This window comes from Phreatobacter sp. GW821-FHT04C01, from assembly GCF_059420385.1.
This window is the reverse complement of the sequence record NZ_JBWKTP010000011.1, coordinates 205,468-217,912: the sequence shown is the minus strand read 5'-3', so window position 1 is coordinate 217,912 and position 12,445 is coordinate 205,468. Positions and strand designations below refer to the sequence as shown.

The following is a 12,445-nucleotide window of genomic DNA, read 5'->3' as shown; positions in this document are numbered from 1 at the left end:
AAAACTTGTCCCAGGGAGGATGTCCCATGCTGCCCAATGCGCCGCGCCCGTTCGATTTCGACCTCGGCGAGACCGCCGACATGCTGCGCGACACGGTGGCGAATTTCGCCCGCGCCGAGATCGCGCCGCGCGCCGCCGAAATCGACAAGACAGATCAGTTCCCGATGGACCTGTGGAAAAAGTTCGGCGACCTCGGCCTGCTCGGCGTGACGGTCGAGGAGGAGTATGGCGGCACCGGCCTCGGCTATCTCGAGCATTGCATCGCCATGGAGGAGATTTCCCGTGCCTCCGCCTCGGTCGGCCTGTCCTACGGCGCGCATTCCAACCTTTGCGTCAACCAGATCCGCAAGAACGGCAATGACGAGCAGCGTCGCCGCTATTTGCCGAAGCTGATGTCGGGCGACCATGTCGGCGCCCTCGCCATGTCGGAGCCGGGTGCCGGCTCCGACGTCGTGTCGATGCGGCTGAAGGCCGACAAGAAGGGCGACCGCTATGTCCTGAACGGCACCAAGATGTGGATCACCAACGGTCCCGACGCCGACGTGCTGGTGGTCTATGCCAAGACCGATCCGGCGGCCGGCTCGCGCGGCATCACCGCCTTCCTGATCGAGAAGAGCTTCAAGGGTTTTTCCTGCGCCCAGAAGCTCGACAAGCTCGGCATGCGCGGCTCGCATACCGGTGAGCTGGTGTTCGAGGATTGCGAGGTGCCGGAAGAGAACGTGCTGGGCGCCGTCGGGCGCGGCGCCGCCGTGCTGATGTCGGGCCTCGACTACGAGCGGGCCGTGCTGTCGGCCGGGCCGATCGGCATCATGCAGGCCTGCATGGACGTGGTCATGCCCTATGTCCACGAGCGCAAGCAGTTCGGCAAGTCGATCGGCGAGTTCCAGCTGGTCCAGGGCAAGCTCGCCGACATGTATGTGTCGATGAACGCGACCCGCGCCTATGTCTATGCGGTGGCCAAGGCCTGCGATCGCGGCCAGACGACCCGTGAGGACTCGGCCGGGGCCATCCTCTACGCCGCCGAGAACGCCACCAAGATGGCGCTCGACGCGATCCAGCTGCTCGGCGGCAACGGCTATATCAACGACTATCCGACCGGACGGCTGCTGCGCGATGCCAAGCTCTATGAAATCGGCGCCGGCACCAGCGAGATCCGGCGCATGCTGATCGGCCGTGAATTGTTCGAAAAGACCGCGTAGGAACGGCGGCGCATCCGTCATCCCGGCGTGATGGGACGGCGGGGTCCGCATGTTCTTCTACGCATCCAAGATCCTCTGGTGGCTGGTCACGCCGTCCAATGTCCTGGTCGGGCTCGTCATTCTGGGCGTTTTGCTGCGGGCGACGCGTTTTGCCCGCTGGGGCCGGCGTTTCGGCGTGCTCGGTGCGCTCGGGCTGGTCGTCGCCGGTCCGCTGCCCACGGGGGTCTGGCTGGCGCGGCCGTTGGAAAACCGCTTCCCCTTGATGTCGCAGGACATGCCGGCGCCATCGGGCATCCTGGTGCTCGGCGGCTCGATCGACCAGGTCACCACCGCGGCGCGCGGCGGCCAGGTGACCATCGGGGCCGCGCCCGGCCGGATCACCGAGGCGGTGGCCCTGGCGCGGCGCTATCCGCAAGCGAGGCTGGTGTTCACCGGCGGCTCCAACGCGGTGTTTTCGCGCGATGGCCTGGACGAGGCCGAAGCGGCGAAAAAACTGTTCATCGAGCTCGGCATCGCCGCCGAACGCATCACCATCGAGCGGGAAAGCCGCAACACCTGGGAAAACGCGGTCTTCACCAAGCGGATCGTCAATCCGAAGCCGGGCGAGCGCTGGGTCATGATCACCTCGGCCTGGCACATGCCGCGCTCGGTCGGCATTTTCCGCGTGGCCGGCTTCGACGTCGTGCCATACCCGGTCGATTTCGAGACGCGCGACAATGACCGCGAACGCTACATGCCGATCCTGCCGGTGAGCCGCGGGCTCGACCTGGTCGACCGCATGTCGCGCGAATGGATGGGATTGCTGGCCTATCGGCTCGCCGGCCGCACCGACGCCGTGTTGCCGGCGCCGTGAGGCAGGGCATCCTGCATCGGGTGCAGAGCTCCTCCGGCCCCCTCAATCGGTGGCGATGTCCGGCCTGGGCAACGTCAGCCGATAGACGCCCTTGAAATCGTTCGGGTCGGCAGGCTTGCCCTTGCGCAGGATGGTCAGCCGGCCTTCCAGCGCCAGCCGGATCGCGGCGCGCCGGACCGGCTGCAGCAATGAATGCCAGTCGACGTCGCGTTTGGCTGCAACATCCTTGGCGGCATCTTCAGGGGAAATGGACTTGTCTGCCCCCTTGGCTTCGGCAAGCCTGAGGATGGCGTTTTCGAGATCGGATTCGAGTGATGTGCTCATATCTTCCTCATGCCGCGTGGAAGGCCGCGCGTCGAGGCCTCTTGATCGCCGGGCTGGTCACTCTGTCGGCTTTTCAGGCGGTCGCCGCCACCGCTTTCGAATCGGGCCGGCCGGTTGTCGCGGTCACCGACAATGCGACGCTGAGAGCCCTGGAGGAGGGCGGCTTCGGTTTCGGGCGCGGTCTCGGCGGCCCAGGGGCCGCCTCCAACGAGACGCTTTCGCGCGACAATCCGGCCTATCGCCACATCGTCTCGACCATTTCCGACGATGTCCGCCAGCTCCGCAAGGAGATCGAGGCGAGCGGTCGCCGGCTTCTGGAAATCACCGACGACAATGTCGGCCGCATCTTCGAACTCGCCTGGCTGTCGTCGCCATCGGCCCGGTTCCGTCTGGTCGGGCTGGTCACGCGTTTCGACCGCCGGGATTTCCTGCCCGACGAGAGCCGCGAGGCCAGTTGCGGCGAGCTCCGGCTGGTCTACCGGCTGGCCTATCGTTTCGAGCGCGGCGGGCGCAACTACGCCTCGCGCATGCCGTTCTCGATCAATGTCGTGTTCGACCTGCCGCGCCCGGCCGAGGGGGGATGCGCCGCCGTCGTCGGCCGCTTCGTGCCGCGCCAGGCGATCGGTGACGCGCAGGCGCGCGCCGCCTGGCTGACGGCAGGCCCGCTGGCCGCGGCCGGCGCCTTGCCGAAGCAGATCGAGATCAATGCGCAGGTGGTGCGGTTTCCCTCCGGGCTGGAGACGACCTTTGGCGGCCAGGCCGCCTATGTCATGCGGATCTTCGCCGTCGCGCCCGGCGCGGGCGTGCCGGTGCTCTCCGACAAGGTGCTGGAAAACACGCCCGACGTGGCGCGGCTCGGCGCCGATGCGGCCCTGCGCGACGAGCTGGTGGCCTTTCTGGCGTCGCGCGGCGCGGCGATCGATCAGGGCGTCTTCGCGATTCCCGACCGGTTTCTCGCCACCAAGGCGATTTCCTATTCGACCTATGGCTCGGCGCGGCTCGCCAACAAGCCGTTCACCCAGCTGTTCGGGCCGGCCGGCGCGGCATTCGCCGGCATGTCCTTCGACGGGCTCGGCCTGGTGCGCACGCCCCAGGCACTGCTGGAGCGGTTGGATACGGCGAGCTGCCAGGGCTGCCACCAGTCGAACGCCACGGCCGGTTTCCACCTGATCGGCGAGGACGACCCGGCGATCTCGCCGCTCAACCGGGTGCTGATCGGCGTGTCGCCGCATTTCCACGCCGAACAGCCGCGCCGCCAGGCCTATGCCGAGGCGATGATGGCGGGGCGCGAGCCGAACCGGTTCCGGCCGCTGCCGGCGGCGCCGCCGGCAGTCTGGGCCGGCGACCAGCGGCCGGCCTATCGGGCGGCGACGCTCGGGCTCGCCTGCGTGCCGGCGGAGGCGCGCCGGCATCTGGGTGAAGCCTGGTCCTGTTCGGCCGGCGCGACCTGCACGAGCCTCGCCAGCAACGCGGCCGTCGGCATCGAGCTCGGCCAATGCCTGACCACCGAGCGGCGCCAGGAATTCTCCGGCCAGGCCTGCCTTGCCGGCCGGATCACCACGACGGCCGCCGCCCAGCCGTGGCGCGACCGCTTCGCGGTGACGGCGCAATTGAACAGCCGGGCGACCGCGATCAATTTCACCGCCCATACCTGCCGACCGCCGGTCGGCGGCGCGCCGGCGGGCCTCGCCTATCGCAAATGCACCGACGAGGACCGGCGCTTTTCGGCCTTCCGGCCGGGCGCCGCGCCGCCCAACGAGATCTGCGGTTTCGCCGGCGGCAAGGCCTTCGACATCTGCGTCGCTTCCAATGATTTCGCCGCCTGCCTCGGCGCTTCGATCGTGCGCGGCATGCGCGCGACCTGCGGGCCTGAGCAGTTCTGCCGCGAGGACTTCATGTGCCAGGCGCTGCCGTCGGACCTGCCCGCCGGCGACAGGGTCACCGGGCTCGGCTACTGCTCGCCGACCTATTTCCTGTTCCAGATGCGGCTCGACGGCCATCCTGATCCACGGCGGAGGGGGTAGGATAACGGGAATGATCGGTCAGTCGTGAAGACCCCGCCGCCAAGCGAATGGCGCCGCTGAATTGACCCTCTCCCAAAGGGAGAGGGTGGGTCCGTCAGGACCCGGGTGAGGAGCGTGAGCCCTCAGAACTGGCGCTGACGCTCGTCGCCAATAGAGCCTATCCGGAGAGGGACGACCCCGCACCCGGCAGCTGACGCTGTCACCCTCTCCCTATGGGAGAGGGTTGTTTTACCGGTGCTTTTCCTCAGTGGCGTCGGCTCAGGTACCCGCGCCGCAACGCCTAACCCCGCTTCGCCGCCTCCACCGCCGCCCGCAGCGCCCTGACCGCGGCGTCGGGCGTGGTGATCACTCGCGCCTTGCCGACGGCTTCGACCGCCCCACGCGCCCGCGCCAGCGAGAACTGGCCGAGAATGATCGCGTCGACGCCGGAAAGCTTTGCGGCGGCCTCCGCCACCAGCCGGTCATGACCTGCGCCGTCGCCGGCCTTGAGGGCGGCGAGCGCGCCTTCGGCGACGATGCCCTGGATCTTGACGTCGAGGCCGCGCGCGTCGGCCTCGTCCTGCAGCTCGCGGGTCAGCGAGGCCAGCGAGGGCGGGAAGCTGACGAGAATGGCGATCTTTCCACCGTGGCCGAGCGCTTCGCTGAAGGCGGCTTCGTTCGGCCGGAACACCGGGATCGGCAGGGCTTGCTTGACGGCGTCGATGGCCGGTCCGAAGGCCGAACAGGTGAACAACATGGCGGCTGCCGGGCCACCCGTGCCGCGGGTCGCGGCGGCATAACGCCCGAGCGTCAGGAAGCGGTCGACCATATCCTGGTCGAGGCTGCCGCGCGCGGCGAGATCCACCGCGAGCGCGGTATCGAGCAGGTCGAAACAGGCGGCTGCGGGCCAGAGCTCCCGGAACGCCGCGCGCGCCGGCAGCACCGATTCCTCGAGGGCATGGACAAGCGCGATGCGGGGCGGAGGGGCGGAGGGGGCGCTGGTCATGTCGGTTGCTTCCGGAGGCTGTTCAGAATGGCGATGGTGGCGGTGTCACGCGCCGCGGCGATGGCGTCAACCGGGCGCCCGGCGGCTTCTTCGGCAATGCCGGCGACGAGGGCGGCCCGCACCTCGGGCGTCAGCGACGGCGTCCCGAGGCTCGCCCAGCGGCGCTCCTGGCTGGGGCCGAGCGTTGCCAGATAGTGCTCGATGCCGCCGTCGCCGCCGCCGAGATGATAGCCCATATGGGCGCCGACCACGGCCCAGCGCAGGCCCGGGCCGCTGACCAGGGCCTTGTCGATGTCCTCGACGCTGGCGGTGCCGTCGGCGACCAGCGCCACGGCTTCGCGCCAGAGCGCCGCCGAAAGCCGGCCGGCGATATGGCCGGGGGCAGGGCGCTTGAGCACCACCGGCACGCGCCCGAGCCCTTCATAGAAGGTCCTGGCGCGCTCGATCACCGCCGCATCGGCCCCGAACAGCTCGACCAGCGGCATCAGATGCGGCGGGTTGAACGGATGGGCGGTGATGAAACGCGAGGCGTCGCTCATGCCGGCGGAGAGATCGGGCCAGATCAGGGCCGAGGTGCTGCTGGCGATCACCGTGCCGGGGCCGACCGCCGCTTCGATCTGCCGGTAGAGGGCCTGTTTCAGCTCCAGCTTTTCCGGAGCGTTCTCCTGCACCCACGCCGCGCCGGCGCAGGCCTCCTCCAGCGTCTCGCAGATCGTCAGCGGCCGGTCGGCGAGATCATGCAGGGCGGCGAGCTGCTCGACCATGGCCGCCGCGCGCCTGGCAATGTCGGCCCGTACCGTCTCCGAGGGGTCCCAGACCCGGACCTCATGGCCACCGACGGCCGAAAACAGGGCCGCCCAGCTGATCCCGATGAGGCCGGCGCCAATGACGGCGACCGGGGAAACTGCACTGATCATGGGTCTGTCCTAATTTGCCGGTCGTCGATCGCAGGCTGCGGTCGCACATCGTCGTCGCCGGCGCCTGCATAGGCGAGATGGGGTTTGAGCGCACGCATCCGCGCCGCAATGTCCTGGCTGCCGGCATCGCCGGCCCGGGCCAGCCGGTCGGCCACCGCGCGGTAATCCTCGTCGGATTTGTGCTGGTTCAGCTTGCGTTGGCCCTCGACGGTTGCCACCGTCATGTCGATCACCACGATGCCGTCGAGCATGGCCTCGCGCTTGACCGGCTCCATGGTCGAAAGCGCCCAGGGCGGCTTCGGTGCGAGCCGCTCCTCGAAGGTCGAGAGCAGGGCGTCGCCATGGTCGCGATGGACATCGCGACTCAGCCGGCACGCCGGGCCCGTCAGGTGCACGGCCTCGTAGAGCCAGGTCGAGACATGGTCCGGCGTGGCGTACCAGTCGTTGGAAACATAGGCGTCGGGCCCCCAGACGGCGACCAGGAAGGGGCGGCCGTCGGCGAGCCTCGCGAGTGGGTTCGCGGCCGTCACGTGGAAGCGGATGCGGGCGGCTTCGCCGTCGCGGTGGAGCGTGAAGGGAACATGCGAGCCCCGCGGCCCCGCGGTATCGCTCGCGGCCACCAGGCCGAAACCGCGCCGGGCGGCGAAGTCGAGCGCGCCGTCGCGGCCCCAGTCGAAGGCCGGCCGCAGGATATGCATGGGCTGGGCTCCCCTTTTCTTTTCGCGTGCCTGGCGAGGAGGCGCGAGATTGCACGATCGGCGCGGCGCATCCCAGGGGTATCGGGCAGGGAAGCTACGCGCTGTGGACAGATCCGGGCGAAGCGGTCACGCCGGCTGAAAGGGCTCTGGTACGACACACGCGGTGAGACCGAAGTCGCAGTTCGCCGACACCCGCGCCACGGCGAGCGGCCGTGCATCCCGGGCAGCTTCGACGGCGTCTTGCCCGGGCTTGTCCCGGGCATCCACGACTTGCATGTCCATGGTCAAGCAGTTCGCAGTCGTGGATGGCCGGGACGAGCCGGGCCAAGACGTGAATGACCCTCGGGAGGTGCGCGCCGGGTCGCCGGCCAATGCTCTAGAGCCGCACGGCGTCGAGGCTGTCGGAGCGGAACTGGCGCCGGTAGATCACCGAGACGACGGCGGCGGTGGTCACCACGAGCACGATCGGGCCGGCGAACCAGCCGAGATAGCCGAGCGCGAAAAAGAAGGCGCGCTGGCCGCGGTTGAAATGGCCGGCCGCAATGGCGTTCATCTTGGCCGCGCGGCCGGCCATGGCGATGGCCTCGTCGGTGCCGCGCCGGTCGCCGTCGGGCGTCGCGCCGATCAGGATGGCGCAGTAGTTGAACAGGCGGTAGGCCCAGGCGAATTTGAAGAAGGCGTAGACGAAGATGATGGTCAGGCCGGCGACCTTGACCTCCCATTGCTCGCGGCTCGGGTGATAGCCGAAGGGCAAGGTCTGGACGAATTCCACCGCCCGGTCGGTGGCGCCGATCAGCGTCAGTCCGCCGCCGACCGCCAACAGCGAGGTGGAGGCGAAAAAGGCGGTGCCCTGCTGAAGGGTCATGTTGATCTGGCCATCGACGATGCGGTTGGACCGGTGCAGCATTTCGTGCATCCAGCGCTCGCGATAGACCGCCATGGTGGATGTCAGGCCACGCTTGGCGCCGATGACGTCGACGAGCCAGGAATAACCGGCCCAGGCGATCGCGAACCAGGCAAAGGCGAAGGCGTCGAGGGGCGTCAGACCGAGCATGTCAATCGGTAGCGCATCCGGGGGCAGGCCGTCGAGCCCCGCCCGAGGCGAATGGGGGGCGTGGCGAATGGCGAGTCGCGAATGGGGCATGATGCGAAAGGCCAGGCGAATAACCTTCTCCCTTCGGAGAAGGTGGCGCCGCATCGCGAGTGCGAACGCAGCTCGCGTTCGCTCGATGCTATGAGGCGCCGGATGAGGGGCGCCGCCGTCCGGCGAGGCCATCATGCGTGGTGAGCGTATCGCGACCAGCCTCACCCGCGAAGACGCGGGCGAGAGTTATTGGTCCGGCTTCTCGCATCGTGCCCCATTCGCCATTCGCCATTCGCTACTCGCCCCCTAATCGCCTGCGATGCTATGGGAGAGGCCGACGACGAAATCGACCAGGGAGGATGACATGCCGCAGACGATTACCACCGGATACAAGGCGCTGCTCGCCGATGCCGAGCGCGAGATCGAGACGCTCTCCGTGGACCAGGCCAAGGCGCTCTACGGCCAGGATGGCGTGGTGTTCGTCGACCTGCGCGATCCGCGCGAACTGGAGCGCGAAGGCAAGGTGCCCGGCGCCTTCCATTGCCCGCGCGGCATGCTGGAATTCTGGATCGACCCGGAAAGCCCCTATCACAAGCCGGTTTTCGCCGAGGACAAGAAGTTCGTGTTCTTCTGCGCCGGCGGCCTGCGCTCGGCGCTGTCGGCACAGACGGCGCAGAAAATGGGGCTGAAGCCGGTGGCCCATATCGAGGGCGGTTTCGGTGCCTGGAAGAAGGCGGAAGGCGCGGTCGAGGCGGTCAAACCGCGCAGCTGACGCCGGCTCATCGATCAGCCGCATCAATCGTAACCTTCAACCGAATGCGTTATTGGTGATGCCGGCCTTGGCTCATCATTGCGGCTCCACCGGTCGTGGGGTCGCACATGAAACTCGTCATCGCCAACAAAGCCTACTCGTCCTGGTCGTTCCGGCCCTGGATCCTGATGAAGGCCTTGTCGATGCCGTTCGAGGAGGAAGTGATCCGGCTTTATCAGCCGGACACCCAGAGCCGCATCGCGCGCTATTCCCAGGCCGGCCGGGTGCCGATCCTGATCGACGGCGCGGTCGTCGTCTGGGACAGCCTGGCGATCGCGGAATATCTCGCCGAGACCTTGCCCGCGGCCGGCGTCTGGCCTGCCGACCGCGCGGCCAGGGCCCATGCCCGGTCGCTCTCCAGCGAGATGCATTCGGGTTTCATGGCGTTGCGGGCGCGCCTGCCGATGAATCTCCGGCGCCAGCCGAAGGCGATCCCGCATGACGAGGACGTCGACGCCAATATCGACCGGATCTGCCAGGCCTGGATCGAGGCGCGCGATCGCTTCGGCGGGGCCGGGGAGTTCCTCTACGGCGATTTCTGCGCCGCCGACGCCATGTATGCGCCGGTGGTCAACCGCTTCCATGCCTATGCTGTGCCGGTGCCGCCGCGGGTGAGGGCCTATATGGAGGCGATGATGGCGCTGCCGGCCTGGAAGGAATGGCTTGCGGGCGCCATGGCCGAGCCCTGGTACGAGCCGCGCTACGACGACATAACCTGAGCCTTCACGCAAACGCGATCCGCGAATTTTCGCCGGGGCCATTTCCGCCGCCGCCGCGCCGGGCCATGATGGCCGGGGCCTGGTTCTCCATCGGGCCCCGAGGCAGGAGGTTGCGATGGCACGGCGAATGGCGGTCTGGGGCTTCGCTCTCTTGGCGGCCGTATGGGCCGCCCAGGCCGACGCCGCCGAACTCAGGGTCATGGCGACCGGCGCCAGCAAGGCGGTGGTGCAGGCCATCGCCACCCAGTTCGAGGTGATGAGCGGCCACCATATCGTGCTGACCAGCGACACGGCCGGCGGTGTGCAGCGGCGCATCGAGGCCGGCGAGACCGCCGACCTCATCGTGGCGACGCCCGCCGTCATCAATGCCCTGGCCGCCAAGGGCCTGATCCGGGCCGGTTCGCGCACCGATCTCGCCCGCACCGGCATTGGGGTGGGGGTGCGCGAGGGCGCGCCGATCCCCGATATTTCCTCGGTCGAAGCCATCGAGCGGCTGCTCAAGTCGGCCTCGACCATCGCCTATGTCGATCCGGCGTCGGGCGGCACCAGCGGCATCTATTTCGCCGGGCTGATCGAGCGGCTCGGCCTCACCGAGGCGATGAAGCCGAAGCTCCGGCTGAAAGCCGGCGGTTATGTCGCGGAACTGGTGGCCAATGGCGAGGCGGAGGTGGTGTTCCACCAGATCAGCGAAATCCTGCCCGTGCGCGGCGTCACTCTGGTCGGGCCGCTGCCGCCGGAGATCCAGAGCACCACGACCTACACGGCGGGTCTTGCCGCCGTGCCCGTGGAAGACGAGGCGGCGCGCGCCTTCCTGATCTTCCTGACCAGTCCGGCCTCGATTCCGGTGCTGATGGAAGCCGGCATGGAGCCGGCGCGGACGCCGTAAGGCGACATCACGTCCGCCGTTCGCCTGGATGACAGGACAATCAGGACGGGATAACCAGGACGGCCCCACAGCCTCAGCCGGAGCCCTCAGCCTTGGCCGTCCTGAAATCCTCGTTCAACCCTGCAAGTCCCGATGCCAAGGCCAATGCCGAGGCCTGGGGAGCGATCATCGCCGACCTGAAGGAGAAGCGCGCGGAGGCCGGTCTCGGCGGCAATGCCAAGACGCGCCAGCGCCATCTCGATCGCGGCAAGCTCTTGCCGCGCGACCGGGTGATGAGCCTGCTCGATGCCGGCTCGCCCTTCCTGGAGCTGTCGCAGCTGGCCGCCAACGGCCTCTATCACGACAAGATCCACGGCGCCGGCCTGATCACCGGCATCGGCCGGGTCGAGGGCCGCGAGGTGATGATCGTCTGCAACGATTCGACGATCAAGGGCGGCACCTATTATCCGATGACGGTGAAGAAGCACCTGCGCGCCCAGGAGATCGCGCGCGAGAACCGGCTGCCCTGCGTCTATCTGGTCGATTCCGGCGGCGCCAACCTGCCGCACCAGACCGAGGTCTTCCCCGATCGCGAGCATTTCGGCCGCATCTTCTTCAACCAGGCCAATCTGTCGGCCCAGGGCATTCCGCAGATCGCCGTCGTCATGGGCTCCTGCACCGCCGGCGGCGCCTATGTGCCGGCCATGTCGGACGAAACCGTGATCGTGCGCAAGCAGGGCACCATCTTCCTCGGCGGTCCGCCGCTGGTGCGCGCCGCGACCGGCGAGATCGTCTCGGCCGAGGATCTCGGCGGCGCCGACGTTCATGCCCGGCTCTCGGGCGTCGCCGACCACTATGCCGTCGACGACACCCATGCGCTCGCCATCGCACGCCGGATCGTCTCCAATCTGAACAGCCGCAAGACTATCGACATCGCGCTGACCGATCCGCGCGAACCGCTCTATGACCCCGCCGAGCTCGAGGCGCTGGTCCCGACCAACCTGAAGACCCAGTACGACATTCGCGAGGTGATCGCGCGGCTCGTCGATGGCTCGGAATTCGACGAGTTCAAGGCGCTTTACGGCCAGACGCTGGTGACCGGTTTTGCCCATATTCACGGCATGCCGGTCGGCATTATCGGCAATAACGGCATCCTGTTCTCGGAAAGCGCGGTCAAGGGCGCGCATTTCATCGAATTGTGCTGCCAGCGCCGCATTCCCCTGCTGTTCCTGCAGAACATCACCGGCTTCATGGTCGGCCGCCAGTTCGAGGCCGGCGGCATCGCCAAGGACGGCGCCAAATTCGTCACCGCGGTCGCCTGCGCCCAGGTGCCGAAGATCACCATGCTGGTCGGCGGCAGCTATGGCGCCGGCAATTACGGCATGTGCGGCCGGGCCTATTCGCCGCGCTTCCTATTCACCTGGCCGAATTCACGCATCTCGGTGATGGGCGGCGAGCAGGCGGCGAGCGTGCTCGCCACCGTCAAGCGCGAGAATTTCGAGGCCGAGGGCAAGGCCTGGAGCGCCGAGGAGGAAGAGGAGTTCAAGGCGCCGATCCGGGCGAATTACGAGGCCGAGGGCCATCCCTATTACGCCACCGCCAGGCTCTGGGACGACGGCATCATCACGCCGAGCGAGACCCGCCGCGTGCTGGGACTGGCCTTCAGCGCCGCGCTCAACGCGCCGGTGCCGGAGACGAAATTCGGCGTGTTCAGGATGTGAGGCGGGGGGAGGGCGCGCGCATCGCGCAGTGACCCTTCGAGGCGTGCGCGCGAACCACAGCCCTCACCTCTCCCCGGCGGGGAGAGGTCGGCCGAAGGCCGGGAGAGGGGGAATTGAGCATTTAGAACAAGGCCTTGACCGTTTCGCATGGCGCTTCATCGTCAAGCGCCACGCCCCCTCTCCCGACAACTCGCTACGCTCGCAGTCGACCTCTCCCCGCCGGGGAGAGGTGAGGTGGTGGTTCC

General features: G+C 68.1%; 12 protein-coding genes. 7 read left to right on the top strand and 5 right to left on the bottom strand.

Annotation, left to right across the window (positions count from 1 at the left end; genetic code table 11):
• Window positions 1–26: 26 nt before the first annotated feature.
• Both AC07WJ_RS31605 and AC07WJ_RS31600 read left to right on the top strand, forming a co-directional pair.
• On the top strand, window positions 27–1,199 hold the full coding sequence (locus AC07WJ_RS31605) for an isovaleryl-CoA dehydrogenase (RefSeq protein WP_494938693.1): 1,173 nt from the start codon (window positions 27–29) through the stop codon (window positions 1,197–1,199).
• A 49-nt stretch (window positions 1,200–1,248) separates the two neighbouring features.
• Window positions 1,249–2,052 (top strand): YdcF family protein, encoded by an 804-nt coding sequence (locus AC07WJ_RS31600; protein ID WP_494938692.1) that lies wholly within the window; start codon window positions 1,249–1,251, stop codon window positions 2,050–2,052.
• Between the two features lie 42 nt (window positions 2,053–2,094).
• Here AC07WJ_RS31600 and AC07WJ_RS31595 read toward each other — a convergent pair whose 3' ends face one another.
• Window positions 2,095–2,376, bottom strand: coding sequence for a DUF3253 domain-containing protein (locus tag AC07WJ_RS31595; protein WP_494938691.1), 282 nt, complete (start codon window positions 2,374–2,376; stop codon window positions 2,095–2,097).
• A 41-nt stretch (window positions 2,377–2,417) separates the two neighbouring features.
• On the opposite strand from AC07WJ_RS31595, the gene AC07WJ_RS31590 reads away from it, so the two are divergent.
• Complete coding sequence (locus AC07WJ_RS31590; protein WP_494938690.1) at window positions 2,418–4,400, top strand: hypothetical protein; 1,983 nt, start codon at window positions 2,418–2,420, stop codon at window positions 4,398–4,400.
• 280 nt (window positions 4,401–4,680) lie between these two features.
• On the opposite strand, the gene AC07WJ_RS31585 is transcribed toward AC07WJ_RS31590, so the two are convergent.
• The 4 genes from AC07WJ_RS31585 to AC07WJ_RS31570 form a co-directional block, all read right to left on the bottom strand.
• Entirely contained in the window at window positions 4,681–5,385 is a 705-nt protein-coding gene (locus AC07WJ_RS31585) for an aspartate/glutamate racemase family protein (RefSeq protein WP_494938689.1), read from the bottom strand.
• The gene (locus tag AC07WJ_RS31580) at window positions 5,382–6,302 is read right to left on the bottom strand and encodes a 3-hydroxyacyl-CoA dehydrogenase NAD-binding domain-containing protein (protein WP_494938688.1); all 921 of its coding nucleotides are present in this window, start codon (window positions 6,300–6,302) and stop codon (window positions 5,382–5,384) included. Before AC07WJ_RS31580 ends, AC07WJ_RS31585 begins: the two co-directional genes overlap by 4 nt.
• Window positions 6,299–7,000: an FMN-binding negative transcriptional regulator gene (locus AC07WJ_RS31575; RefSeq protein ID WP_494938687.1), complete on the bottom strand. Its 702-nt coding sequence runs from the start codon at window positions 6,998–7,000 to the stop codon at window positions 6,299–6,301. Before AC07WJ_RS31575 ends, AC07WJ_RS31580 begins: the two co-directional genes overlap by 4 nt.
• A gap of 376 nt (window positions 7,001–7,376) precedes the next feature.
• Window positions 7,377–8,054: a DUF599 domain-containing protein gene (locus AC07WJ_RS31570; RefSeq protein WP_494938686.1), complete on the bottom strand. Its 678-nt coding sequence runs from the start codon at window positions 8,052–8,054 to the stop codon at window positions 7,377–7,379.
• Between the two features lie 394 nt (window positions 8,055–8,448).
• Here AC07WJ_RS31570 and AC07WJ_RS31565 point away from each other — a divergent pair, with 394 nt between their 5' ends.
• The 4 genes from AC07WJ_RS31565 (at window position 8,449) to AC07WJ_RS31550 (ending at window position 12,200) form a co-directional block, all read left to right on the top strand.
• On the top strand, window positions 8,449–8,856 hold the full coding sequence (locus AC07WJ_RS31565) for a rhodanese-like domain-containing protein (RefSeq protein ID WP_494938685.1): 408 nt from the start codon (window positions 8,449–8,451) through the stop codon (window positions 8,854–8,856).
• Between the two features lie 107 nt (window positions 8,857–8,963).
• Window positions 8,964–9,614, top strand: a complete 651-nt coding sequence (locus AC07WJ_RS31560) for a glutathione S-transferase family protein (RefSeq protein ID WP_494938684.1) — start codon at window positions 8,964–8,966, stop codon at window positions 9,612–9,614.
• 115 nt (window positions 9,615–9,729) lie between these two features.
• Entirely contained in the window at window positions 9,730–10,500 is a 771-nt protein-coding gene (locus AC07WJ_RS31555) for a molybdate ABC transporter substrate-binding protein (protein WP_494938683.1), read from the top strand.
• 92 nt (window positions 10,501–10,592) lie between these two features.
• Window positions 10,593–12,200 carry a carboxyl transferase domain-containing protein gene (locus AC07WJ_RS31550; protein WP_494938682.1) on the top strand — a complete coding sequence of 536 codons (1,608 nt, stop codon included), beginning with the start codon at window positions 10,593–10,595 and terminating at the stop codon, window positions 12,198–12,200.
• The last annotated feature ends 245 nt before the right edge of the window (window positions 12,201–12,445 follow it).

Coding starts and splice junctions, on each gene's coding strand:
- AC07WJ_RS31605 (WP_494938693.1), top strand. CDS start 27: ATGCTGCCCAATGCGCCGCGCCCGTTCGATTTCGACCTCGGCGAGACC.
- AC07WJ_RS31600 (WP_494938692.1), top strand. CDS start 1,249: ATGTTCTTCTACGCATCCAAGATCCTCTGGTGGCTGGTCACGCCGTCC.
- AC07WJ_RS31595 (WP_494938691.1), bottom strand. CDS start 2,376: ATGAGCACATCACTCGAATCCGATCTCGAAAACGCCATCCTCAGGCTT.
- AC07WJ_RS31585 (WP_494938689.1), bottom strand. CDS start 5,385: ATGACCAGCGCCCCCTCCGCCCCTCCGCCCCGCATCGCGCTTGTCCAT.
- AC07WJ_RS31580 (WP_494938688.1), bottom strand. CDS start 6,302: ATGATCAGTGCAGTTTCCCCGGTCGCCGTCATTGGCGCCGGCCTCATC.
- AC07WJ_RS31575 (WP_494938687.1), bottom strand. CDS start 7,000: ATGCATATCCTGCGGCCGGCCTTCGACTGGGGCCGCGACGGCGCGCTC.
- AC07WJ_RS31570 (WP_494938686.1), bottom strand. CDS start 8,054: ATGCTCGGTCTGACGCCCCTCGACGCCTTCGCCTTTGCCTGGTTCGCG.
- AC07WJ_RS31565 (WP_494938685.1), top strand. CDS start 8,449: ATGCCGCAGACGATTACCACCGGATACAAGGCGCTGCTCGCCGATGCC.
- AC07WJ_RS31560 (WP_494938684.1), top strand. CDS start 8,964: ATGAAACTCGTCATCGCCAACAAAGCCTACTCGTCCTGGTCGTTCCGG.
- AC07WJ_RS31555 (WP_494938683.1), top strand. CDS start 9,730: ATGGCACGGCGAATGGCGGTCTGGGGCTTCGCTCTCTTGGCGGCCGTA.